At 69.3% G+C, this 23,502-nt stretch carries 25 protein-coding genes; 13 read left to right on the forward strand and 12 right to left on the reverse strand.

Annotation, left to right across the window (positions count from 1 at the left end):
• Nucleotides 1-8 precede the first annotated feature (8 nt).
• On the reverse strand, nucleotides 9-1,487 hold the full coding sequence (locus BUQ68_RS14960; RefSeq protein WP_075216804.1) for a sensor histidine kinase: 1,479 nt from the start codon (nucleotides 1,485-1,487) through the stop codon (nucleotides 9-11).
• Nucleotides 1,488-1,755: 268 nt separating this feature from the next.
• Between BUQ68_RS14960 and BUQ68_RS14965 the strand changes: the two genes are divergently transcribed.
• The 4 genes from BUQ68_RS14965 (at nucleotide 1,756) to BUQ68_RS14980 (ending at nucleotide 6,174) form a co-directional block, all read left to right on the forward strand.
• Nucleotides 1,756-2,379 (forward strand): biliverdin-producing heme oxygenase, encoded by a 624-nt coding sequence (locus tag BUQ68_RS14965; RefSeq protein ID WP_075216805.1) that lies wholly within the window; start codon nucleotides 1,756-1,758, stop codon nucleotides 2,377-2,379.
• Entirely contained in the window at nucleotides 2,352-4,634 is a 2,283-nt protein-coding gene (locus tag BUQ68_RS14970; RefSeq protein WP_075216806.1) for an ATP-binding protein, read from the forward strand. The genes BUQ68_RS14965 and BUQ68_RS14970 overlap by 28 nt, the downstream gene beginning before the upstream one ends.
• Nucleotides 4,634-5,104 carry a response regulator gene (locus BUQ68_RS14975; RefSeq protein WP_075216807.1) on the forward strand — a complete coding sequence of 157 codons (471 nt, stop codon included), beginning with the start codon at nucleotides 4,634-4,636 and terminating at the stop codon, nucleotides 5,102-5,104. The genes BUQ68_RS14970 and BUQ68_RS14975 overlap by 1 nt, the downstream gene beginning before the upstream one ends.
• A gap of 68 nt (nucleotides 5,105-5,172) precedes the next feature.
• Nucleotides 5,173-6,174: a sensor histidine kinase gene (locus BUQ68_RS14980; RefSeq protein ID WP_075216922.1), complete on the forward strand. Its 1,002-nt coding sequence runs from the start codon at nucleotides 5,173-5,175 to the stop codon at nucleotides 6,172-6,174.
• Between the two features lie 46 nt (nucleotides 6,175-6,220).
• Here BUQ68_RS14980 and BUQ68_RS14985 read toward each other — a convergent pair whose 3' ends face one another.
• Nucleotides 6,221-6,598, reverse strand: coding sequence for a response regulator (locus tag BUQ68_RS14985; RefSeq protein WP_075216808.1), 378 nt, complete (start codon nucleotides 6,596-6,598; stop codon nucleotides 6,221-6,223).
• A 254-nt stretch (nucleotides 6,599-6,852) separates the two neighbouring features.
• Between BUQ68_RS14985 and BUQ68_RS14990 the strand changes: the two genes are divergently transcribed.
• The 5 genes from BUQ68_RS14990 (at nucleotide 6,853) to BUQ68_RS15010 (ending at nucleotide 12,727) form a co-directional block, all read left to right on the forward strand.
• The gene (locus BUQ68_RS14990) at nucleotides 6,853-8,001 is read left to right on the forward strand and encodes a DNA topoisomerase IB (RefSeq protein ID WP_083656624.1); all 1,149 of its coding nucleotides are present in this window, start codon (nucleotides 6,853-6,855) and stop codon (nucleotides 7,999-8,001) included.
• A 174-nt stretch (nucleotides 8,002-8,175) separates the two neighbouring features.
• The gene (locus tag BUQ68_RS14995) at nucleotides 8,176-10,230 is read left to right on the forward strand and encodes a VTT domain-containing protein (RefSeq protein ID WP_083656602.1); all 2,055 of its coding nucleotides are present in this window, start codon (nucleotides 8,176-8,178) and stop codon (nucleotides 10,228-10,230) included.
• 13 nt (nucleotides 10,231-10,243) lie between these two features.
• Entirely contained in the window at nucleotides 10,244-10,924 is a 681-nt protein-coding gene (locus tag BUQ68_RS15000) for an endonuclease/exonuclease/phosphatase family protein (RefSeq protein WP_075216811.1), read from the forward strand.
• Between the two features lie 119 nt (nucleotides 10,925-11,043).
• Complete coding sequence (locus BUQ68_RS15005) at nucleotides 11,044-12,015, forward strand: ring-cleaving dioxygenase (protein ID WP_075216812.1); 972 nt, start codon at nucleotides 11,044-11,046, stop codon at nucleotides 12,013-12,015.
• Between the two features lie 25 nt (nucleotides 12,016-12,040).
• Complete coding sequence (locus tag BUQ68_RS15010; RefSeq protein ID WP_075216813.1) at nucleotides 12,041-12,727, forward strand: alpha/beta hydrolase; 687 nt, start codon at nucleotides 12,041-12,043, stop codon at nucleotides 12,725-12,727.
• A 257-nt stretch (nucleotides 12,728-12,984) separates the two neighbouring features.
• Here BUQ68_RS15010 and BUQ68_RS15015 read toward each other — a convergent pair whose 3' ends face one another.
• Nucleotides 12,985-15,354, reverse strand: coding sequence for a Tex family protein (locus BUQ68_RS15015; protein ID WP_075216814.1), 2,370 nt, complete (start codon nucleotides 15,352-15,354; stop codon nucleotides 12,985-12,987).
• 259 nt (nucleotides 15,355-15,613) lie between these two features.
• Here BUQ68_RS15015 and BUQ68_RS15020 point away from each other — a divergent pair, with 259 nt between their 5' ends.
• Nucleotides 15,614-16,867 carry a D-amino acid dehydrogenase gene (locus tag BUQ68_RS15020; protein WP_245293269.1) on the forward strand — a complete coding sequence of 418 codons (1,254 nt, stop codon included), beginning with the start codon at nucleotides 15,614-15,616 and terminating at the stop codon, nucleotides 16,865-16,867.
• A gap of 121 nt (nucleotides 16,868-16,988) precedes the next feature.
• Here BUQ68_RS15020 and BUQ68_RS15025 read toward each other — a convergent pair whose 3' ends face one another.
• The 3 genes from BUQ68_RS15025 to BUQ68_RS15040 form a co-directional block, all read right to left on the reverse strand.
• Entirely contained in the window at nucleotides 16,989-17,291 is a 303-nt protein-coding gene (locus tag BUQ68_RS15025) for a DUF2934 domain-containing protein (RefSeq protein WP_075216815.1), read from the reverse strand.
• Nucleotides 17,292-17,550: 259 nt separating this feature from the next.
• Nucleotides 17,551-18,033, reverse strand: a complete 483-nt coding sequence (locus BUQ68_RS22905) for a con-10 family general stress protein (protein ID WP_083656603.1) — start codon at nucleotides 18,031-18,033, stop codon at nucleotides 17,551-17,553.
• Between the two features lie 462 nt (nucleotides 18,034-18,495).
• Nucleotides 18,496-18,912, reverse strand: coding sequence for a DUF2934 domain-containing protein (locus BUQ68_RS15040; RefSeq protein ID WP_075216816.1), 417 nt, complete (start codon nucleotides 18,910-18,912; stop codon nucleotides 18,496-18,498).
• 283 nt (nucleotides 18,913-19,195) lie between these two features.
• Between BUQ68_RS15040 and BUQ68_RS15045 the strand changes: the two genes are divergently transcribed.
• Nucleotides 19,196-19,354 carry a DUF3309 family protein gene (locus BUQ68_RS15045; protein ID WP_075216817.1) on the forward strand — a complete coding sequence of 53 codons (159 nt, stop codon included), beginning with the start codon at nucleotides 19,196-19,198 and terminating at the stop codon, nucleotides 19,352-19,354.
• A 63-nt stretch (nucleotides 19,355-19,417) separates the two neighbouring features.
• On the opposite strand, the gene BUQ68_RS15050 is transcribed toward BUQ68_RS15045, so the two are convergent.
• The 4 genes from BUQ68_RS15050 to BUQ68_RS15065 form a co-directional block, all read right to left on the reverse strand.
• Nucleotides 19,418-19,729, reverse strand: coding sequence for a hypothetical protein (locus BUQ68_RS15050; RefSeq protein ID WP_075216818.1), 312 nt, complete (start codon nucleotides 19,727-19,729; stop codon nucleotides 19,418-19,420).
• Nucleotides 19,707-20,153 carry a hypothetical protein gene (locus tag BUQ68_RS15055; RefSeq protein WP_075216819.1) on the reverse strand — a complete coding sequence of 149 codons (447 nt, stop codon included), beginning with the start codon at nucleotides 20,151-20,153 and terminating at the stop codon, nucleotides 19,707-19,709. Before BUQ68_RS15055 ends, BUQ68_RS15050 begins: the two co-directional genes overlap by 23 nt.
• Before the next feature lie 85 nt (nucleotides 20,154-20,238).
• On the reverse strand, nucleotides 20,239-20,508 hold the full coding sequence (locus BUQ68_RS15060; protein WP_075216820.1) for a hypothetical protein: 270 nt from the start codon (nucleotides 20,506-20,508) through the stop codon (nucleotides 20,239-20,241).
• A gap of 64 nt (nucleotides 20,509-20,572) precedes the next feature.
• The gene (locus tag BUQ68_RS15065; protein WP_075216821.1) at nucleotides 20,573-20,809 is read right to left on the reverse strand and encodes a hypothetical protein; all 237 of its coding nucleotides are present in this window, start codon (nucleotides 20,807-20,809) and stop codon (nucleotides 20,573-20,575) included.
• Between the two features lie 170 nt (nucleotides 20,810-20,979).
• Between BUQ68_RS15065 and BUQ68_RS15070 the strand changes: the two genes are divergently transcribed.
• Nucleotides 20,980-21,483, forward strand: coding sequence for a ferritin-like domain-containing protein (locus BUQ68_RS15070; protein ID WP_075216822.1), 504 nt, complete (start codon nucleotides 20,980-20,982; stop codon nucleotides 21,481-21,483).
• A 210-nt stretch (nucleotides 21,484-21,693) separates the two neighbouring features.
• Nucleotides 21,694-22,236 (forward strand): sigma-70 family RNA polymerase sigma factor, encoded by a 543-nt coding sequence (locus BUQ68_RS15075; protein WP_075216823.1) that lies wholly within the window; start codon nucleotides 21,694-21,696, stop codon nucleotides 22,234-22,236.
• A 122-nt stretch (nucleotides 22,237-22,358) separates the two neighbouring features.
• Here the strand turns inward: BUQ68_RS15075 and BUQ68_RS15080 are convergent, their stop codons facing one another.
• Together BUQ68_RS15080 and BUQ68_RS15085 are read right to left on the reverse strand one after the other, a co-directional pair.
• A complete protein-coding gene (locus tag BUQ68_RS15080) occupies nucleotides 22,359-22,595 on the reverse strand; it encodes a hypothetical protein (RefSeq protein ID WP_139315251.1) in 237 nt (78 codons plus the stop codon).
• A 196-nt stretch (nucleotides 22,596-22,791) separates the two neighbouring features.
• Nucleotides 22,792-23,463, reverse strand: a complete 672-nt coding sequence (locus tag BUQ68_RS15085) for a PRC-barrel domain-containing protein (RefSeq protein WP_075216825.1) — start codon at nucleotides 23,461-23,463, stop codon at nucleotides 22,792-22,794.
• Between the last annotated feature and the right edge of the window lie 39 nt (nucleotides 23,464-23,502).

A 23,502-nucleotide genomic window follows, 5' to 3' on the forward strand; every position in this document is an offset into this window, starting at 1 on the left:
GCGGCGCGTCACCCGGTCCGCGGCATGTTCGCCGCGGCAAGCGAGCCGGTCAGTCGGCAGTGGAACCCCTCCGGGCGGTAGTCGGCCACGAAGGTGCCGGCAAGGTCCACCGTCACACTCCGCTCGATCAGGCGCGAGCCGAAACCCCGACGGGTGGGTGGTTCGGCCGGCGGCCCGCCGGTTTCGCGCCAGTCGACCACCAGACCCGGCTCGCCGTGCAACGGCTCGGCGGCCCAGGCGACCCGCAGGTGCCCGCCGGCGCTTGAAAGCGCGCCGTATTTGCTGGCATTGGTGGCGAGCTCATGAAAGACGAGGCCGAGCGAGAGCGCGGCCTGGGGCGGCAGGATGATGGGCGCGCCCTCGAGGGTGACACGGTCGAGGCCGTGCGGCGCCAGGGTGCGGCGGATAAGATCGCCGAGGTCGGCACCGGCCCACTGCCCCTTGGTCAGGACGTCGTGGGTGCTGGCGAGGGCGCTCAGACGGGCGAGAAACGTATCGGCGAAGGCGCCCGGCGGCGTCGCCCGCAAAGTCTGCACGGCGATCGCCTGCACGGTGGCGAGCGTGTTCTTCACCCGGTGGTTCAGTTCATCCATCAAGAGCCGCTGCTGCTCCTCGGCCCGTATGCGGCCGGTGATGTCGGACCCTTCCACGAAGATGGCCGACACGGTCCCGTCCGGCTCCAGAATGGGCTGATAGACGAAATCGACGTAGCGACGCTCCGGTCGGGCTCCTTCCGTCGGCTGGATGACGAGCTCCATGCCTTGGCCCACGTAGACCTTTCCGGTCTGGTGCACCTTCTCCAGAAGTTCGAAGAAGCCTTGCCCCTTGAGGTCGGGAAGTGCCTCCCGGGCAGGCAGGCCCACCACCTCCCGGCCGCCGATCACCTGGCGGAAGGCCTTGTTGGCGAGTTCGAACACCAGGTCGTCCCCCACCAGCACGCACATGAAGCCGGGCGCCTCGGTGAATAGGCGGCGCAGGTGCGCGCGCTCGGCCCGTAGCGTCCGATTCACCTGGTGCACCGCTTCGGCCCGGCGCAGCACGTCGGTGCCGAGCACACTGGCGCTGTCGACCCGGGCGGCCTCCCGAAGCCGCTGCAGTTCGGTCACATCCTGGGTGTGCTGGAGAATGTAGGCGACGTCGCCGTCCTTTCCGCGAAGCGGTATGTGCGTGGCGCTCCAGGTGCGCAGGTCCACGCCGCCTCCCTGGTCGGCCGGCCGGGCGATCGAATAGGGAATGAGCGCCAGAACGTCGCTCACGCCCTCGTCCCGAGCCCGTTCCAGGCTCTCCTGCAGGCGGCTGCGGCTTTCGCCCTCCGAGGGGAAGGCGTCGAACATGTTGCGGCCGACGATGCTCTCGCGGGTGCGCATGGTCGCCGCCAGATAGGCCTCGTTCATGTCCACGATGGTGAATTCCCGATCGAGCAGCACGTAGGGACTGGGAAGCGCGCGAAACAGCGTGCGGAAATCGATCGGAACCGTCGAAGGCATGAAGAAGACCTGAGTTCGGGATACGGCGTGGACACGACCACCATGGCACAAGGAACCCGCCAGGGAACGAAGCGTTCAGGACAGGGTCACGCTTGAGGGGTTTTCACCCGAGGCCTCTTGCGTTGGAGGTCTGGCTCGTCGATCTTCATATGAACATGTCATGTATGATGTCTCAACACAGGTCGGGCATGGCGCAGTCGCCTGCGCAATCCGGCACAGACAAACCGCTCACCGGGCCGATGCGCCTGCGGCGGGGACCCGCCTCCCCATGATCCTGACCCGGCTTCGCGACGACACGAGGGCGTTGCACCGTGAGATCGAGTCCGTCACCGGATTCGACTCGCCCGACCTGACCCTGGCTCGCTACGTCCGCCTCCTGGCGCGATTTCACGGCATTGTGAAGCCCCTGGAGGACCGGCTCGGGGCGTCGCTTGCCGACGAGGGCTTCTTTGCGCCGCGCCGGAAGACCCCATGGCTCCGCAAGGACCTGGCGCACTTCTGCATCGATGCCGATCGGCTGCCCGTCGCGGAACGCCTGCCCTCGGTGGAGGGACCGGCCGCCCTCGGGGTGATGTACGTGCTGGAGGGATCGACCCTCGGCGGCATGGTCATCGCCCGCCTGCTGGAGCAGCGCTTCGGCCTGACGCCGGAGACCGGCGCCGCCTACCTGCAGTCCTACGGCACCGCCACCGGGCCCATGTGGCAGACGTTCCGGGCGCGGCTCGGGGCCGCCTCCGGTCCGGCCGCGGACGTGGCGATCCTCGCGGCGGCGGCCGAAACCTTTCGCCGGATGATCGCTTGGATCGACGCACCCGCCGAGACCGTCGATCGCCTCGGCGCCCAAGACAGCGAGGAAGGCCAGCCGTGCCGACCGACAACCGCCCTGATCTGACCACCTGCGACCGCGAGCCCATCCACCTCCCGGGCTCGATCCAGCCGCACGGCGTCCTGTTCGCCCTTGCGGACGGTCGGATCGTGGAGGCAGCGAGCGCCAACGCGGCGCCGCTGATCGGCGGCCCCGTGTCGGACGCCTGCGGGCGCCCGCTGGAAGCGGTGTTCGAGGGTCTCGACCCGGCGCACCTCGACGCCCTCATGGGTCCGATCCCGGCGGATCGGGCCGTCCGCCTCGGGCCCGTGCGGTTCGGGCGGCCGAACAGCGGATCCGATGCCGCGCGCACGGAGAGGGGGGCGGTCTTCGATGTGCTTGCCCACCGCAGCGGCGGTCTCACGCTGTTGGAACTGGAGACGATCGAGCCCGACTCCCCATCGCCCGAGGCCGCGGATGACCCGGTCGCTGCCCTCGTCGGACGCCTGCAGCAGACGAGGCGCGCGGGCGAGGCCTTCGCGGACGTGGCGGCGGTCATCCGCGCCGTCTGCGGCTTCGACCGGGTGCTGATCTACCGCTTCGACGAGACGTGGTCGGGCACGGTCATCGCCGAGGACCGGAACGACACCCTGCCCTCCTACATGGACCTCCGCTTCCCGGCGAGCGACATTCCGGCCCAGGCCCGCGACCTCTACCGGCGGAACCGGGTGCGTCAGATCCCGGACGCGGACTACGCGCCGGTGCCCATCCTCGGCCGCTGGCCGGAGCCGATCGACCTCTCCAACGCCGTGCTGCGCAGCGTGTCGCCCGTGCATGTGGAGTACATGCGCAACATGGGCACGGCGGCGTCCATGTCGGTGTCCATCCTCACCGAAGGGCGGCTCTGGGGGCTCATCGCCTGTCACAACCGGCTTGCCAAGGTGGTACCGCCCGCCATCCGGGCGACGTGCGATCTGGTGGCCCAGATCCTCGCCATGCGGATCGCCGTGGAGGACGTGCACGGGGATGCGGCCGACCGGGTGACCGTGCAGGCCTCGCACGCGCGCCTTCTGACCGCGATGGCGCGCGCGACCGATTTCACCGCCGGCCTGGAGAGCGCGCCGGACGCGCTTCTCGGCCTCACCCGCGCCGAAGGGGCGGCGATCGTGCACGAGGGCAAGGTGGTCCGGGTCGGCGCGACGCCGGATCCCTGGCAGGTGCAGCGCATCATCGGCTGGCTCATGAGCCGCGGCGGCGAAGACCTCTTCGCCACCGCCTCGCTCGTGGAGGAGATGCCCGGCGCGGAGGCGTTCGCCGATGTGGCGAGCGGCGTCGTCGCCGTCTCGCTGTCGCGCGTGCACGCCAGCCACATCCTGTGGTTCCGCAGCGAGGTCGTGCGCACCGTCACCTGGGGCGGCGACCCGCGCAAGCAGTTCGAGCCGATCGGCCCGGACACCCGCATCAGCCCGCGCAAATCGTTCGAGGCGTGGCGCCAGACGGTCCGCGCGACGTCGCGGCCCTGGACGCCGGCCGAGATCGACGCGGCCCGAAGCCTGCGCCAGGCCGTGGTGGAGATCGTGCTGAAGCGGGCCGAGGAGCTCGCGGCCCTGACCGAGGACCTGCAGCGCTCCAACCGGGAGTTGGAGGCCTTCTCCTATTCGATCTCCCACGACCTCCGGGCGCCCTTCCGGCATATCGTCGGCTACGCGGAACTGCTGTCCGAGCGCTACGGGCCGCAGTTCGACGACAAGGGCCGGCACTATCTCGCCAACATCACCGAGTCGGCCCAGACCGCCGGCAAGCTCGTCGACGACCTCCTCCACTTCTCCCAGCTCGGCCGGGTGCAGATCCTGCCGGTCAGCATCGACATGGACAGGCTGGTCGCCGAGGTGGTGCGCTCGCTCGCCTTCGAGACCCGCGACCGGCCGATCACATGGCGGATCGACCCGCTGCCGCCGGCGACAGGCGATGCCTCTCTCATTCGCCAGGTCGTGTTCAACCTGATCGGCAACGCGGTGAAATACACCCGCGGCAAGGAGCCGGCGGAGATCGCCGTGCGGGGGCGCCAGACGGTCGGCGAGAACGGGGCGGAGACCATCTTTGAAATTGAAGACAACGGTATAGGCTTCGACATGACCTATGCGGACAAGCTGTTTCAGGTATTCCAGCGGTTGAACCGCGCCGAAGCGTTCGAGGGCACCGGCATCGGGCTTGCGCTCGTCCGTCGGATCGTCGACCGGCACGGCGGACGCACGCTCGCCTTCGGCGAGATCGGCAAGGGCGCCACTTTCACCTTCAGTCTGCCGGCCGGCCCCGGCGCCGCGACGCGGGGAGACGCCTGATGTCGTCGACCCTTCGTCCCATCCTCCTGGTGGAGGACAGCCCCAAGGACATCGAGCTGACACTCGCGGCCCTTGCCAAATGCCAGCTCGCCAACGCGATCGACGTGGTGCGCGACGGGGTGGAAGCCCTCGACTACCTGCACGCCCGCGGCACCTTCGAGGGCCGCAACACCGGCGAGCCCTCCGTCGTGCTCCTCGACTTGAAACTGCCGCGCGTGGACGGCCTGGAGGTGCTGGAGGCGATCAAGAACGATCCGCATCTGCGGCAGATCCCGGTCGTGATGCTCACCTCGTCGCGGGAGGAGCGGGACCTCGTCACCAGCTACCGGCTCGGCGTCAACGCCTTCGTGGTGAAGCCGGTGGGCTTCCAGGCCTTCCTCGAAGCCATCCAGGACATCGGCGTGTTCTGGGCGATCCTCAACGAGCCGCCGCCGCACCGCCTGTCCGGCGTGGCGCGCGACGAGGTCTGAGGCTGGCCGGGGACCCTGACGTCCGCCGCCTTCCGGTTCGACCGAGGACTGATCGAAAGTTGATGGTGATGACCGTTCGCATCCTGCTTCTGGAGGACAGTTCGTTCGATGCCGAACTGATCGGCGAGCACCTCACCAAAGCGCCGTTTCCGTGCCTGATCGAGCGTGTGGTCACCCGTGACGAGTTCGCCGATGCGCTCGACAGCGGCGGCTTCGACCTCATCCTGTCGGACTATGCGCTGCCGGCGTTCGACGGCCTGAGCGCCCTCACCATGGCGCAGGCGCGGGTGCCGGACACGCCCTTCATCTTCATCTCCGGCATGTTCGGCGAGGAGACCGCGACCGAGACCCTGAAACGCGGGGCGACCGACTATGTGCTGAAGCAGCGCATGCACCGGCTGCCGGCCGCCGTCGGGCGAGCGCTCAAGGAGGCGGCGACGCTCCGCGAGCGACGGCTGGCGGAGGAGCGGACGCGCCTCCTGGTCGCCGAGCTCAGCCACCGGGTGAAGAACACCCTGGCCACCGTTGTGGCCATCGCCCAGCAGACCGCCGCGAAGGCGGGCGACCTCGACAGCTTCATGCCGGTCTTCATGGGGCGGATCGAGACCCTGTCGGCCGCCCACGCGCTTCTGTTCAAGGTGCACTGGAGCGAGGTGGACATCCGCGACATCCTGAAGGCCGCCCTCGCGCCCTTCTCGGAGCGGCGCGACGCGGTGGACCTTAACGGCGAGCCGGTCGCCATTCCGCCCGGACACGCGCTGACGCTGAACCTGATCGTCCACGAACTGGCCACGAACGCCGTCAAGTTCGGCGCGCTCAGCGTGCCGGACGGGACGGTCACGGTCCGCTGGCGCGCCGAGACCACGGGCGGCCGGCGCTGCGTGAGCTTCTCCTGGGAGGAGGCGGGCGGACCACCGGTCATGCCGCCGCGGGAGCGGGGCTTCGGCTCCACGTTGATCCAGCGCGCCATCACCTATGAGTTCGACGGTGAAAGCACCCTGGACTTCCGGCCGACCGGCGTCGTCTGCCGGCTCTGCATGCCGATCGAGACGCCGCCCCGGCTGCACTGAGCGAGGCCCCGGTCCTCAACAGGCCCTGACATGGAGGGCTCTGCCGTCAGGCGGCCTTGCCGCCGGCGAACACCACGTTGAGGGTGTCGCGAAGCGCGCTCGGATTGTAGGGCTTGGCGATCTGGGGAAGCTTGTCGTAGGGCGCCGGGATCGCCGAGGTCAGGGCGTAGCCGGAGCAGAGGACGACGGGCACGCCCCGTTCGATGAGGGCCTCGGCCACTGGATAGACCAGCGTGCCGCGCACGTTGATGTCGAGCAGCGCCCCGTCGAGGCGCTCGCTGGCGGCCATGTCGAGGGCCGCGTTCACGGTGGACACTGGACCTATCACTTCGCATCCGAGGTCGAGGAGAATGTCCTCGAGCGCCATCGCGATCAGCGCCTCGTCCTCGACGACGAGAATCCTAGAACCGGCAAGACCCTGCATACGTTAAACTCTTTCCGGCTGGCCGGCTCGTGGGCGTCCGGCGCTTCGCCCGAAGTCTCGATCTGAAAAAACGGCGGTGGGGGCACCGACCGACGCGGCGACCCGCGTGATAACGCATCATGAGGCCCTTCGGTTCTGTGGCGAACCGAAAAAATTCCGCGCGCATTCCGCGCGGGCTCGGCGGGAACGCCGGACGCCCCTGCTCGTTGAGGAAACCTGATGGTGGGTGACCCGGAAGGCGAACATCGATGGCCATGCATGACCGTCCCGAGGCGGTGGAAACGACCGGTATCCCGGACGTCCTCAAGGCCATCGGCCTCAGCTTCGGCAGCGACGAGGCGCCCGGCATCCGCCGCCGGCGCTCCGGCAAGGGATTCACCTACCGGGCGCCGGACGGCCAGACGGTGAAGGACCGGGCGGTGCTCGACCGGATCCGCAAGCTGGTGATCCCGCCGGCCTGGACCGACGTCTGGATCAGCCAGGATCCGACCAGCCACCTGCAGGCGACCGGGCGCGACCAGAAGGGGCGCAAGCAGTACCGCTACCATCCAGCCTTCTCGCTCCAGCGCGAGGCGGTGAAGTTCGAGCACCTTCTGGAGTTCGCCTCGGTGCTGCCGCAGATCCGGGCACGGACCTTGGCGGACCTCCGCAGGCGGTCGCTCTCGCGCGAAAAGATCCTGGCGACGGTGGTGCGTCTCCTGGAGACCACGCTGATCCGCATCGGCAACGAGGACTATGCACGCGAGAACAAGAGCTTCGGCCTCACCACGCTGCGCTGCCGCCACGTGGCGGTGGAAGGTCAGGCGATCCGTTTCTGCTTCAAGGGCAAGAGCGGCAAGGAGTGGCGGCTGCGCGTGAGCGACCGGCGCATCGCCCGGATCCTGCGCACCTGCCAGGAACTGCCGGGCCAGCGGCTGTTCCAGTACCTGGACGAGGACGGCCGGCTGCAGGCCGTCGACAGCGCCGACGTCAACGCGTACCTGAAGGAGATCACCGGCAAGGACGTGACCGCCAAGGACTTCCGCACCTGGGCCGGCACCGTGCAGGCGGCGCTGGCACTCGCCGGGTCCGAGCGGCCCGAGACCAAGACCGCCACCCGCAAGGCGCTCCGGCAGGCCATCGTTGAGGTGTCGGCCAAGCTCGGCAACACCCCGTCCGTCTGCCGCAAGTCCTATGTCCATCCGGAGGTCCTGACGGCCTTCGAGGAGGGCGCGCTCGCCCTCGCCATCGAGGAGCAGGTCGCCGCCGAGGCCGAGGCGGAAGGCACCCTCGAGCCCTACGAGCAGGCGGTGCTCACCTTCCTGTCGGAGCGGATCGAAATCGCCCGCCGTGCGGCCGCGGCGGAAGCCCCGAAGGCCGGGCGCCGGCGACCGGCGGCCGGGAAGGCGGCGCATGTGGCCTGACCCTGGCGCGCCGGATCAGCGCTTCGTGATGCCGTGAGCTTGGCCGTGAAGGAACCGGGGTAGCTGGTTGCGCGTCATCCCTCCGATCCTTCCACTTGAAAAACCGGTGCTCATGTGACGAGCGAGTTGGCGCTTGCGGGAATCTGGCGGACCGAGACCGCGACACGGGCAGCCATGCTGCGGGACGCGGCCCCCTACTACGGGGCGCTGCGCGCCGCCATGCTGAAGGCGGAGCATCAGATTGTCATCGTCGGCTGGGACATCGACAGCCGCACGCCCCTGGTGGGTCCGAGCGGGACCGCCGACGACGGCTACCCGGTGGCGCTCGGCGCCTTCCTGTCGGCCCTGGTGGCGGACCGGCCGGCGCTTCAGGTGCACATCCTGCTCTGGGACTTCTCCGTCCTCTTTGCCGCCGAGCGGGAGATGTTCTCCTCGCTGGTCCTCGGCTGGTCGACGCCGGAGCGGATCCGCTTCTGCCTGGACGACTGCATCCCGTTCGGCTCGTCGCACCACCAGAAGCTCGTCGTGGTGGACGGAACGCTCGCCTTCGTCGGCGGCATCGACCTCACCATCCGCCGCTGGGACACACCGGACCACCCGTTCGAGCACGCCTTCCGGGTGGACCCGGCCAACAAGCCCTACCGCCCGTTTCACGACGTGCAGCTGATGGTGGAGGGCGACGTCGCCCGAGCCGTCGGCGATCTGGCACGCATCCGCTGGCTGCGGGCGCGCTGCGAGGCCCTGCCAGAGCCGCCGCCCCGCGTCGGCACCGCCTGGCCGGACCACGTGACGGCGGACTTCGCCGACATCCAGGTCGCGCTCTCGCGCACGGAGCCGCAGCACGGCGAGGCCGAGGAGGTGCGAGAGGTGGCGGCGCTGTTCGACGCCATGGTGCGCACCGCCGAGCGCACGCTCTACATTGAGAACCAGTTCCTGACCGCCACACCGATCGCCGAGACGATCGCCGCCCGCATGCTGGAGAAGCCCGACCTGGAGGTGCTGCTCGTCGGCCCGAAGACCTACCAGACCTGGCTGGAGGCCCGCACCATGGGGGGCGGCCGGCTGGCCTTCATGAAAGTGTTCGAGGACGCCGGCGTCGCCCGCCGGGTGCGCCTGGTCCATCCGGAGGTCAGCCTGGAAGGCACCTGCGTCGACGTGATGGTGCACGCCAAGGTGACCATCGTGGACGACCGGCTGCTCCGGGTCGGCTCCGCCAATCTCAACAACCGGTCGATGGGATCGGACAGCGAACTCGACCTGTTGATCTTCGCCGAGACCCCGGAGGACAGAGCCACCGTGACACGCCTGCGCGACAGTCTGATCGGCGAACATTATGCCGCCGCGCCCGACCGGGTGGCGGCGACGGTCGCGGCGGCCGGCTCGCTGCTCGGTGCCATGCCGCGCCTTGAAAGCCCCGAGCGGCGCCTCGCCCCCATCGACGACACGCCGCACGGCAGGGAGGACGCGCCGGCGGCCGTGGTGGCGATCGCCGATCCGGACCGGCCGATCGACGCCGACACCCTGGTGACCACCGTCGCCGAGCCGAAGCCGGTACGCCGCACCCTGTCAGGCTATTCCAGGCTGCTCGCGCTCTGCGCCGTCACGGCCGGACTGGTGCTGATCTGGCGGATCACGCCGCTGCGCGAATACACCGACGTCGCCACGCTCCGGGCGGCCGCCGAGGAGCTCAACGGCGACCCGCTGGCGCCGATCTACGTGATCGTCGCCTACATGGTGCTCGGCCTTTTCGCGTTTCCGATCAACATCGCCATCATCGTCACGGCGATGACCTTCGGCACGGTGCTCGGCCTCTTCTACGCGGCGGTCGGCACCCTGGCGAGCGCGCTCCTCACCTACGCGATCGGCGCCACCGTGGGCAAGGGCACCATCGACCACATCCTCGGGCCGAAGTTCGCCCGGGTCGGCCGGCGCATCCGCGACAAGGGGATCTTCGCCGTGGCGGCGATCCGGATGATGCCGGTCGCCCCCTTCACCATCGTCAACCTGATGGCGGGGGCGAGCCACATCCGCCTGCGCGACTACGCCATCGGCACCTTGATCGGGCTCGCCCCCGGCTTCATGGTGATCGCCCCGCTCGGCGGCCAGATCGCCCGGGTGGCCACCAACCCGACGAGCACCGACATCGCCATTCTGGTGGGGCTGTCGCTGTTCTGGCTCGCCGTGTCGTGGGGCCTTCAACGGGTCCTGTCGCGGCTCTCCAATCGTTGAGACCGTTCGGCCCATGCGGGTGATGACCTGGAACATCCACAGCTGCATCGGCTGCGACTTCCGCCGCGACACGCGCCGCGTCGCCAATGCGGTGGGCCTTGCCCGGCCGGATATCTTCGCCGTGCAGGAGGTGGACATCCGGCCCCGCTGGGGCGATCCGGTGCACCTTCTCGACCTTCTCGGCGAACAGGCCGGCGTGCACCGGTTCGAGACCTACACCATGAGCGGGCCATCGCGGGAGTACGGCATCGCGCTTCTTTCCCGCTGGCCGCTCACCCTCAACCGGATCGTCGACCTCGCCTACCGGTCGCGCGAACCGCGCCGGGCGATCGACGCCACCGTGGCGACGCCGGACGGGCCGGTGCGGATACTGGCGACACATCTCGGCCTTACCCGCGGCGAGCGGGCCGATCAGATCGCGCGCCTGATCGACGCCCTGGGGCCGGACGACGGGCCGACCATCGCGCTCGGCGACTTCAACGACTGGCTGAACCCCGGGCCGGTCGGCCGGGCCATGGCGGACCGGTTCCCGTCGGTCGTCACCGGCCGCACCTTCCCGTCGCGCTTTCCGCTGTTCGCCCTCGACAGGATCTTCCTGACGCGCCACTTCCGGGCGACGCCCTTGGCGGTGGACATTCCATGGAAGGCATCCGACCATAGGGCCGTGGTGGCGGACGTGACCCGCACGGATTAGCGCCGGCGCCGTCGTTCGATGTGCGTGAACAGTGCGGCACCCTTCCGGCCCATTGCTCCGGCCGGCCGCAGTCCGATATCGGGGACACACGAAACCCCCACGCGGGAAGGCCATCAGCCATGACCAGCACCACCGCAGACGACGCCCTCGCCCTTGGCGGCATCCACCACCTGACGGCCATCACGGCCGACGCGCCCGGGAACCTGCGCTTCTACACGCACGTGCTCGGCATGCGGCTCGTGAAGAAGACCGTCAACCAGGACGACACCAGCGCCTATCATCTCTTCTACGGGGACGGCGCCGCGACGCCCGGCTCTGACATCACCTTTTTCGACTGGCCGGCCCCGCCGTCCCGCCGCGGCACCCACCAGGTGGCGCGCACCGCCCTCCGGGTGACGGGTGACGCCCTGCCCTTCTGGCGCGACCACCTGAGGGCGGCCGGTGTCGTCACTGGCGACGTGATCGTCGTGGACGGCCGCGCCACCCTGGTGTTCGAGGACCCGGAAGGCCAGCGGCTGGCCCTGGTGGATGATGGCGGCGTCGGCGAGGCTCACCCGTGGGCGAAGAGCCCGATCCCGGCGGAGCACCAGATCCGCGGCCTCGGGCCGATCACCATGAGCGTGCCGGACCTGAAGCCGACGGCGGCCGTGCTGATGCACGTGATGAACATGGAACCGGTGCGGGACTATGCCGACCCGGTCGATCCGAACCGGCAGGTGATCGTCTTCCAGATGGGTCCCGGCGGCGCGGCGGCGGAGCTGCACGTGGCGGTCGACCCGGCGGCGGCGCCCGGCCGCGAGGGCGCCGGCGGGGTGCACCATGTGGCCTTCCGCACGCCGGACTACGACGGCCTGCGGGCCTGGACCGAGCGGGTGCAGGGCTTCCGGGTGCCGTCCAGCGGCGAGGTGGAGCGCTACTATTTCCGCTCGCTCTACTTCCGCGAGCCGAACGGGGTGCTGTTCGAGATCGCCACCGACATCCCGGGCTTTGCCGCCGACGAGCCGGCCGAGAGCCTCGGCGAGCGCCTGTCGCTGCCGCCTTTCCTGGAGCCCAAGCGGGCCGCCATCGAACGGAACCTGAAGCCGCTCTGACGGCCTTGCCGAAGGGATCGACGCCATGACTTCGACCACGAAAACCGGCAACCCGCGGCAGGGTCCGCACGCCGGCGTGCGCATCTTCGCCCGCGGCACCCGGCCGGACGAGGCCGCCGCCGCCGTGATCCTGATCCACGGCCGCGGCGCCAACGCGCCGGACATCCTCTCCCTCGCCGACCCGCTCGGCGGAAAGACGGTCGCCTACGTGGCCCCGGAGGCGACCGGCAACGTCTGGTATCCTGAGCGCTTCCTGGTGCCGACAGCCGCCAACGAGCCGCACCTCTCCTCCGCCCTCGGGGTGGTGGAGGACCTCGCCAAGGGTCTCGTCGAGGCCGGGATCCCGTACGAGCGGCTGGCGATCGCCGGCTTCAGCCAGGGCGCCTGTCTGGCGCTGGAGTTCGCCGCCCGCCACCCGCGCCGCTACGGGGCGGTGATCGGCTTCTCCGGCGGGCTGATCGGCAGCGACGCGGAAATCGAGGGCCGGGACGGCGACCTTGAGGGCACGCCGGTCTTCCTCGGCTGCAGCGACGTGGATTTCCACATCCCGGTGGAGCGGGTGCACGCCAGCGCCCGCATTCTCTCCGCCCTCGGCGGGGCCGTGACCGAGCGCATCTACCCGGGAATGGGGCACACGATCAACGACGACGAGATCGCCTTCGCCGCCGCCATGATCGCCCGGCTGGAGGGTGCGACACCGGGTGCGACCTGACGGCGGTCGCCCGGATCAAACCGAAGGGCGGGCGGGGACGTATTCAAGATCAGACGACCCTGGCCCGTCAAAACGGTGTCCCCGACCGGGGCCAGGGTCCAAGGTCGGATGCCCGGTTTCCCTCGACCGGGCTGCCGGCTCGGAAACCCCGGCGCCTCGGCGTCGGGGTTTCTCATGTCCGGTGCGGCGGCGGCCACCCGGTTCCGCCTCCGCGATACCGGAGGGCCAGGCCGGCACGTCGCGGCCGGGCAGCCCGCCTATTTGCCCTTGAGAGCCGCCGCCAGGGCGGCCGCCAAGGCGCCGTTCGCCGCGCCGGCCTTGCCGTCGCGGGGTGACGCGCCGCGGCCGGGACCGGCGCTCCGAAGGTCGTCGCGGCCGCCGCGCCCACCTGTGCGCGCTTCGGCCTGCTCCGGACGACGGGGCGCCCCGTCGGCGGCGCGGCCGTCGTCCTTGCGCATGGAGAGGGCGATGCGCTTGCGCTTCACGTCGACCTCCACTACCCGCACGGACACCACGTCGCCGGCCTTCACCACCGTGTGCGGATCCTTGACGAACTTGTCGGCAAGCTGGCTCACGTGGACGAGGCCGTCCTGGTGAACGCCGACGTCCACGAAGGCGCCGAAGGCCGCCACGTTGGTGACCGTCCCTTCCAGCACCATGCCGGGCTTCAGGTCGCCGATCTCCTCCACCCCCTCCGCGAAGCTGGCCGTGCGGAATTCCGGGCGCGGATCGCGGCCGGGCTTCTCCAGCTCGGCGAGAATGTCGCGGACGGTCGGCAGGCCGAAACGGTCGTCCACGAAGACGGCCGGGTTGAGGCTCTTCAGGGCGGCGCTGTCGCCCATCAGGCTGCGCACGTCGCGCCCGCAGGCGGCGACGATCTTCTTGGCAAGCCCATAGGCTTCCGGATGCACCGACGAGGCGTCGAGCGGCTCGTCGCCATTCGGGATGCGCAGGAAGCCCGCCGCGAGCTCGAAGGTTCGGGCACCGAGGCGCGGCACGTCGAGGAGGGCCTTGCGGGTGCGGAACGGCCCGGTCCCGTCCCGATGCCGCACGATCGCCTCGGCCAGCGCCGCGCCAAGCCCCGACACCCGGGCGAGCAGCGGCGCGGACGCCGTGTTGAGGTCCACCCCGACGCCGTTCACCGCGTCCTCCACCACCGCGTCGAGCGCCTTGGCGAGGCGCGCCTGATCGACGTCGTGCTGGTACTGGCCGACGCCGATCGCCTTCGGGTCGATCTTGACCAGTTCGGCCAGCGGATCCTGCAGGCGGCGGGCAATGGAGACGGCGCCGCGCAGCGACACGTCGAGGCCGGGAAATTCCGCCGCGGCCGTCTCGGAGGCCGAATAGACCGAGGCGCCGGCCTCGCTCACCACCACCTTCACGGGCTTGGGCGCCGGCAGGGCGTCGAGCAACGCGGCCGCAAGCCGATCCGTCTCCCGGCTGGCGGTGCCGTTGCCGATGGCGATCAGCTCCACCTTGTGCTTGCGGGCGAGCCGCCCCAGTTCGGCGAGCGCGCCGGTGACGTCGTTGCGCGGCTGGAAGGGATACACGGTGGCGGTGTCGAGGAGCTTGCCGGTGCCATCCACCACGGCCACCTTCACGCCTGTGCGGATGCCGGGATCGAGGCCCATGGTGGTGCGCGACCCGGCCGGCGCGGCGAGCAGCAGGTCCTTGAGATTGCGGGCGAACACCCGGATGGCCTCCACCTCCGCCCGTTCGCGCAGGGTGTTCATCAGCTCCACCGAGAGATGCAGCGACAGCTTGACCCGCCAGGTCCAGCGCGCGACGTCGGTGAGGAAGGCGTCGGCCGGGCGGCGCGCCGGATGGGCGATGCCGTAGGCGGCGAGGATGCGCTGTTCCACCGGCTTGATCGGCGCGGGGTCGTCCGCGTCCATCTCCAGGTCGAGGGAGAGCACCTCCTCGTTGCGGCCGCGCAGCATGGCGAGCGCCCGGTGGCTCGGCACCTGCGACCAGCGCTCCTTGTGGTCGAAATAGTCGGCGAACTTGGCGCCGGCCTCCTCCTTGCCGGCCACCACCTTCGCCCGCAGCACGGCGCGGCCCTGCATGTCGGCGCGAAGCTGGCCGACGAGATCGGCGTTCTCGGCGAACTGTTCGGCGAGGATGTCGCGGGCGCCATCGAGGGCGGCCTTCACGTCCGGCACCGCCTCGCCAAGATAGGCGGCGGCGGCCTCCTGGGGCATCAGGCTCCGGTCGGCGAGGAGGGCCGCGGCGAGCGGACCGAGGCCCTTCTCGCGGGCGATCTCCGCCTTGGTGCGGCGCTTGGGCTTGAACGGGAGATAGAGGTCCTCCAGCTCCGCCTTGGTGGAGGCCGCGGCGATCCTGGCCGCCAAGTCCCCGGTCAGCTTGCCCTGGCCGTCGATCGACGAAAGCACGCTCGCCCGCCGGGCCTCCAGGTCGCGGAGATAGGTCAGCCGCTCCTCCAGCTTGCGCAGCTGCGTGTCGTCGAGGCCGCCGGTCGCCTCCTTGCGGTAGCGGGCGACGAAGGGGACGGTCGCGCCGTCGTCCAGAAGGGCCACGGTGGCGTCCACCTGGGCGGGCCGGCAGCCGATCTCCGCGGCGATCAAGGCGGCGATTCGCGCCTTTACGGCGGGGGCGGTGGTGCTCATCGGTCTCATCTCTTCCGGCGTTCGCCCGGCTTCGGGCGCTGACAGCCCGCGCGATCGGCGGCAGGGCGGCTTCGGGAGGGGACCATAAGCCGCCAACGGATCCGCCTCAACGCCATCCGGCGGCGACGATCCCGACATTCCACGCCGACATGCCATCGGACGGTTGATCCGCGAGGCCCAAACGCTGCACAAAGAGTGCAGTGCGGCGACGGTCCTGTCACCGCGTCCGGCGGACGTTCGGCGGTCGAGGAGTAGAGGCGTGAAGATCGCGGTTCTGGGGGGCGGCGTCATCGGCGTGACGACCGCGTGGTATCTGATGAAGGCCGGCTGCGAGGTGACGGTGATCGAGCGCCAGCCCGGCGCCGGCCTGGAAACCTCCTACGCCAACGCGGGCGAGATCTCGCCCGGCTACTCGTCTCCCTGGGCCGGGCCGGGCGTGCCGGCGAAGGCCGTCAAATGGCTGATGATGGAGCACGGCCCCCTGGTCATCCGGCCGCAGTGGGATCCGGCCCAGTGGCGCTGGATGCTGCAGATGCTGCGCAACTGCACCACCGCGCGCTACCACGTGAACAAGACCCGGATGATGCGCGTCGCCAACTACAGCCGCGACATGCTGCAGGCGATTCGGGCGGAGACCGGGATCGCCTACGACGAGCGCACGCTCGGCACGCTCCAGGTGTTCCGGACGCAGAAGCAGCTCGAAGGCATCGGCGAGGATGTGCGGGTGCTGAAGGAGATGGGTGTGCCGTTCCAGGTGCTGGACGCGGCCGGCTGCATCGGCGCCGAGCCGGCGCTCGGCCGTGTGCGCGACCTCCTGGTCGGCGGCCTGCGCCTGCCGGGAGACGAGACCGGCGACTGCCACATGTTCACCCAGCGGCTGGCGCATCTTGCCGCCGAGAAGGGCGTCGACTTCCGGTATGGCACGCTCATCCGCGGGATCCGCACCGAGGGGGACCGGGTCACGGGCGTCGACACCACCAGCGGCCTCGTCACCGCCGACGCCTACGTGGCGGCGCTCGGCAGCTATTCGCCGCTGATGCTGAAGGCGCTCGGCATCAAGGTGCCGGTCTATCCGGTGAAGGGCTATTCGCTCACCATTCCGATCACCAACTCGCAACTGGCGCCCATCTCCACGGTGATGGACGAGACCTACAAGGTGGCGATCACCCGGCTCGGCGACCGGATCCGGGTCGGCGGCACGGCAGAACTTTCCGGCTACAATGACAAGCTCGACCCCAAGCGCCGGGCAACGCTGGAGAAATCCGTGGGCGACCTGTTCCCGGAGGGCGGCGACCGGGCGGCGGCGAGCTTCTGGTCGGGTCTTCGGCCGATGACGCCGGACGGCACGCCGGTGATCGGTCCCACGCGCTTGCGCAACCTCAGCCTCAACACCGGCCATGGCACGCTCGGCTGGACCATGGCCTGCGGCTCAGGCCGTGTGCTCGCCGACATGGTGACGGGGCGGACGCCGGCCATTCCGGTCGACGACCTCTCGGTCGCCCGCTACGGATGACGGCCGCCCGGCACGGATGCCGGGCGGCTCAGTCGAAACACGGGAACGAATGGGCAGGGGAAACGACGACCGGCGGTGGGCACGCCACGCCGGGTCCGGGCGGACACGTCTTCGCGTCGGATCAGCGCCGGCGCTTGCGGCCGGCGGGCGGGATGGCGTCGTTGGCCGCGGCCGGCGGATCGTCGGACCGGACGCTGGTGATCGGCTGCACGATGGCGAGCGGATCGCTCGCCGGGAAGCTTTCCTCGCTGCCCTCGTCCACCGCGTCGGGCGCCGGTGCCCCTTGGGCGGCGTCTTCTTCGTCGACGATGCGGGCGGCGATGCTCCAATGCACGCTGGCCCGATCGTCCGGCCGGCCTTCGCTTTCCCAGATCCGGTGCGCCCGTTCGCGAATGCGGGCTTCCCGGTCGGTGCTGGTGGTCATAGGACATCCTCGGTTGAAAGGTGTGGCAGGAGGAAAACAACGCGCTCCCGCCTTCCGTTCCCACACGGACCCGATTCGGCCGGCCGCCGGACCGTCGCCGGTGTTGAGGCGGTCCGTTCGGCTCGACGGATCCGTCACCCGGGTCGGTGGCAGACCGGGTTCGGCGCGCACCCCCGACTGTTTCGCTGGCGACCCGCGCAAGGTTCGCGTCGGGCAAGGGTTGCGCGACCTGGCGAGGGCGTCAGGCCGGCATGCGTCCTCAGTGGGTGACGTGAGCCCCCTTGCGCGGAGCCGCAGCCCGTGTCCGCGCCTTGGTGAAGCCGGCCTCTTCCGTGCGGGTCTCCGCGTCGGCCCGGGCGGCAGCGGTGCGGCGGGTGTCCTCTTTGGGATGCGCGGGCTCGCCTTCGCCGCGGCCTGGACCGTGCGAAGCCTGGCCGCCCTTGCGGCCCGCCGCGGCGGCCAGCGAATGATCCCGCGCGAAGGACCGCTTCTCCCCGGGCACGCTCTGGCCACCCTTGCGGCCGGCGGCGGCGGCCAGTTCACGATCCTGCGAGAAGGAGCGCTTTTCGTTCGGCACGCTCTGACCACCCTTCCGGCCCGCCTCGGCGGCGAGGGACCGATCCTGCGAGAAGGATCGCTTCGCATGCGGCACGCTCTCGCCACCCTTGCGGGCGATTTCGCGCTGCTTCTCGTCGTCCATCGCCGCGAAACCGCGGTTCGACTTCCTCTGGTCTTCAGCCATGGTGCATCTCCACCGATCATCTCCTGATGAGCCACTTGGCGACAGCTCCAATCTGGAACACCATCTAGACGGCTTTGTTCCCCGTAGAGACCATGTGGTTCAGTGTAGAATCAGGCTTCAGCTGCAGCTTGACCGTTTGCCGTTGAATATAGGGAAGCGTTATTGCGCCGAGACTTTGTGATGACGACTTTCCCCATGCGTGTTTGTTTGTTCGTTTTGACGAAGGAGAAGCACCGATCGCAGCACTGGCGCATTGAAGCATCGGCTGTTGGGACGGAAATACAGAAAACTATCGATCTCCCGCAGGTCCGACCTGCCCCCAGCAGCACCCCCGCGTGTTTCGACGGCCAGAAAGGCCGGGCGGCTGGGGCCGCTTGCAGAGACCGAGCCTGATCGGGCGCGACAGCAAAAAGCCGCCGAAGCGCGTTCGGCGGCTTTCAACAAAGCGGACGGGGCAGATGGTCAGGTGGCTTCCACCGCCTTGCGCCGCCCTTTGGGCTTGGTCGGTGCGGGCGTCTCCGTGGTGCCCTCCGCGCCAACCGTCTTGCCCTTCCGTTTCGGCGCCTTGGGCGCGTCTTCGACGGTCAGTTCGGACGTGTCGCGAGCATCGCGCGCCGCATCGTAGGACGGCGCGGCCGGCCCGTCGCCCTGATCGCGAATGTCGGGGAATTCCCCCTGGTTCTCGACGGCCAGCGCCGGTTCGGCACCGTCGCCGAGGCTGTCTTCGAGAGGTATCAGCGTGGTCGCATTGGAATCTTCGAGAGCGATGATCTCGCGCGCTTCGGTCCAGTGGGCGTCGGCGCGACCCTCCGGCTGGCCTTCGGCCACCCAGAGCTCGTAGGCCTTCTCCCGGACGCGTCGTTCGGTATCGTCGACCATGGATGCATCTCCCGCAGAATCAGTTGCAACGGAACCCGGCCGTCTCCGTATTGTTCCGGGTTTCGCCCCCTGTGCCAATCCCTCGGGCGCGGACTTGCCGCATTGCGGCACGGCTCGGTTCTTTGTTCATCAAGAGGCGCGAATGGGCATGGGCTGGAGCGAAGCGGCCAGTCTTCAGGAACAAAAGCGGGACCGTGACGGTTGAGCGGAACCGGGTGCGCTGCCGTACAGCCCCATGCCGCGCAGGGCGTGTCCGGTCCATTGCTGCCTGAGGACACTCACCATGACGCTCTCGACCATCCTGATCATCATCCTGATCCTCCTTCTGATCGGCGCCATTCCGAGCTGGGGCTACAGCCGCGGCTGGGGCTACGGTCCGGGCGGGATCATCGGGCTCATTCTGATCATCGTCATCATCCTGGCCTTGCTCGGCCGGATCTGAGACATGCGGCGACCACCCGGCCCCTCGGGGACCCGGTGGTCGCCGGCCTGTTGCCGGTTCGCTTCAGGCGACACTGCTCGGCGTATCGTTCGATGGCCGGTCGGCCGCCGCGATCATGTCGCGCACCGTCCGGAGCAGGCGATGGACCTCTCCGTCGGCCGCCCGTTCGACCGCGAACGCGGCGTCCGGTTCGACGCCGGGGTCTTCCTGGTGGTCCTGATAGCCGAGGTGCTGTTCGATCTCGCCGACGAGATCGGCGCCCCGCCCGGTGTGTTCGGCCATCAGGGCGACCAGGACCTGCAGGATCTTGCGGTGCGCGGTGATCGCGCCCTCGATATCCGGCGGCCAGCCGTTACCGGTCGGTCCGGCCGTCATGGGCACCCTCCGATCTGTCCGAGCGATCATCGTCCGAACGCGTCGCATCGGCCTCTCGCCGGAACTCCGGCAGGTCGCGGCGAACCTCGGCGGGCATCTGATCGCCCGTGGTCCGGAAGGTCTCCGGGGTGGTCATGCCGCTCGCATAGGCGCCCTCGACCCGCTCGGCTCCCTCGTAGCGGGGCTGCGGCACGGCGGCCGCTCTGCGCTCGGCAGGAGGCGCATCGATCTCCGCTTTCGGAAGCACGTCGAAGTGGGGCGGACGGGGGCCGTGCGGTTCGCCGTAGGCGAAATCCGCGGGATCGTTCTGGTTGCCGTAGGGAGCACCCGCCACGCCAGTGGTGCCGGGGGCGGCCGTTGTGCCGGGGCTCGCGTCGGTGCGGCCCTTCAGGCCATCGCGTCCGCGTCGGTCATCGATGGACATCGCAATCTCCTTGAGGGCCACCCCGCGACGGGCGCCAGTCCGGTGGTGATGCGCTCCGGCCAACGGGCCGGACCGTCCGGGTCCGTCAGGGTGCTTTGCGCAGATCGGCGCCCTCGGTGGCGTCTCGGCGCTGGTCCGGGTCGGTCGGGGAGTCCACCACCGGGTTGCCGTAGGCCTCCCGTTCGGTGGTGTAGGGCTTGCCGCTCTCCTCGGAGCGCACGCCAGCCTCCTCGGCTGCATCGTGGTCGGGACGTTTCTCCGGTTGCAGACCCTCCACGTCCGCCGGGTCGCGGGCAAGGCGGTGCGCCTCCTCCTCCGGCGTCGCTTTACCGTGGCTGTCGTTCGGTCCGGCCATGGACGTCGTGCCTCCCCGTCAATTCTCGTTGTTGGATATCTCGGGGGGAAAACGGAGCCGGCGCCTACTTCGTTCCGTCCGCGGATGCCGGGCCACCGCGGCCGCCCTCGGGCTCCTCCACCACCACGCGGGCATTCGGGTGGCGGGAGACGAACTCCAGATCCGCGGCGAGTTGGCGTGGGTAGACCGGGCTGATCTCGATGGTGACGATCTCGTGATACTCGTCGGTCGCCAGGATGCAGAGCGTCCTCTCCTCGGGGCGGTATTCCATCTCTTCGATCCTGACGCGCAGCTTCGCCATGCTCATTCCTTCAACCGACGATCCAGAGGGCCGCGACCCGGCAGGAAGGGCCTGCGCGCGCCTGCCGGGGATACGCGCCGTCAGCCTGATGGTTCCCGACAAGGTTGTCAGGAACCGATGGACCTGCCCGGTGTTGGATCCGCAGCGAAACACGTGCCGGAGATGGCCCGATGGCAACCGACAATACGACTATCCGTGACACCTTTGTGGTGGGACTGCGCAATGCCCACGGCCTGGAGAAGCAGGCCCTGCAGATCATGGACCGCCAGCTTGAGCGCATGACCGACTATCCTGAGGTGATCGCCCGGTTGCGACAGCACAAGGAAGAGACGAACCGGCAGGTGGAGCGCCTGGACACCATCCTGGCCCGTTACGGCGAGAGCCACTCCAGCATCAAGGACGCGGTGATGTCCTTCATGGGCAACCTGGCGGCCCTTGGCCATGCGCCGGCCGAGGACGAGGTGCTGAAGAACACGTTCGCCGATCTGGCGTTCGAAGCCTACGAGATCGCCTCCTACAAGTCGCTGATCCTGATGGCCGAACGGGTCGGCGACCAGGACGCGGTTCGCCTCCTGACGGAAAGCCTTCGCGAGGAGGAAGCCACCGCCGCCTGGTTCGACCAGAACATCGGCATGGTGACGGAGCGCTACCTGCAGCAGAGCCGCGCCGCCTGATCCAACGCGGCACACGATCGCGATCGCCCGGCGGGGAGCTGACAGCTTCCGCCGGGCTTTTGTCGTCGGCGGTATTCCGGTCCGGTGAAGGAACGATCCCGTGAAGGAAGCGTTATCGGAGCAGGCGGGCCGGAAGTTCGCGCCGGGTTCCCCCGCCCGTGACGGTCCGTCGCGGGACGACAGAACCATCGACAGGCAGGTGGAAGCGCGATGACCGACGAGACATGGGACGCCAAAGGTGCGATCGCCGCCCTCATTCCGGCTCTGCGCGCCTTTGCCCGAACGCTCGTCCGCAATCCGACCGACGCCGACGACCTGGTGCAGGAAACCCTGATGAAGGGGATTGCCAACGCGCACCGGTTCCAACCCGGTACGTCGCTGAAATCGTGGCTGTTCACCATCCTGCGGAACACCTTCTACACCAGCGTGAAAATCTCCAACCGGGAACACCCGGGCGCGGCCGGCTGCGTGTCGGAGACCTGCATGCTGTTGCCGAGCCAGGAATGGTCGTTGCGGGGACTGGAGCTTCGCGAGGCGCTCGAACGGCTGCCGGCGGACCAGCGCGAAGTTCTGGTGATGATCGGTGTGCTCGGGATCAGCTACGAGGAGGCGGCGGTGATCTGCGGCTGCGCCGTGGGGACCATCAAGAGTCGCCTCAATCGGGCACGAAACCGCATGCTGACCTTCCTGGAGGCCGAGACTCCCACGGAGCTTCTGGAAGACAACGAGCCGGCCCGCGGCATCGCCGCCTGAACGACACCCTCCCCTTCACCTGGCTTTCCGCCCCCACCCGATTTCCGGCGGTCGCAATCCCGCCATTTTCGGCAGCTTACCGCGCGATCGACCCCAAAGGGGTATGACCTTTGGCGGACTGCTCAGGCGTCCGTGGCGGGAGACGACGGGAGGACACCGGGGGGCATGACAGATTCCGGGTGCTTTTCGCCTCCCGCGTCCAACCTGTCTTCCAGCGTCTCGGCAAGGACCGCGAGGTTCGCCGGCAGTTTCTCCTGCAACACGGGATCGAACAGTGCCCGCAGACCGGCGCCGATCTCGGCCTGCGCCGTGTCGAGCAGGGTCACGTCGGCCGGTTCGGGTTCGTCGGGCAGCGTCATCGCGTCAATCTCCGTCCCGTCGTGTACGCACGGTCTCCGGCACCGGATCATCGCCCCATCGGCACCCGCGCGGGCTCCGACCGCGTGTCAGCAGCTTGACCGGCGCGAGGCTGCGGCTGACGGTCATCGGCATGAAAAAGCGCCCCGATGGGGTCGGGGCGCTCCCTGTGGACGGACAGGGCCGGTTGCCCGGACCTTACTGCTGCGGCTGGGCCGGCGGGGTCGAGGTGTCCGCGCCGCCGGTCATGCCGCCGGTGGCACCGGTGGACGGCGTGACGCCTTCCGTGGTGCCGGAGGCATCGGCCTGGGCGTTAGCATCTTCCAGAGAGCGGAAGGCCGGCGCGCCCTCGAGCTCTTCCTTGGTGGTCTCCAGCACGATGCGCACGTCGTCCACGTCGTCGGCTTCCGTGTTGACGGTCAGGCGATCGAACGGGACGGCGACGTTCTTCTCGCCGATGCCGAGGAAGCCGCCGACGCCGATCACCACCGCGCTCGGCGAGCCGTCGTCGCCGATCAGCACGTCGCTGACATCGCCGATCTCCTCATCGCCGGAACCGCGAATTTCCGCGCCCATGAGGTCGGACGCCAGCCACTGGCCGTCCATCTGCATCTCGACGAACTGCGGCGTGGTGCTGGTGGTCGGCATTGCGGCGGTGTCGCCCATGGTGCCGGTGTCGCTCGTGCCCGTGGTCGGAGCCGGCGTGGTCATCTCCGGCGTCGTGGTGGTCGCCGGCGGGGTGGTGTCGGTGTTCGTCTCGATCTGCGGCTGCATGGTGCCGGTGGACGTGCCGGTGTCCTGCGCCACGGCGGTACCGAGGCCGAAGGCGGCAAGGACCGCGATGGCCGAAACGGAAGAAATGGTCTTCATCAGCTTGTTCCTTTCCGATCCCAGCGCTCTGGGGCGCTG

This window comes from Mongoliimonas terrestris (assembly GCF_001927285.1).
In the GTDB taxonomy this organism is placed as follows: Bacteria; Pseudomonadota; Alphaproteobacteria; order Rhizobiales; family Pleomorphomonadaceae; genus Chthonobacter; species Chthonobacter terrestris.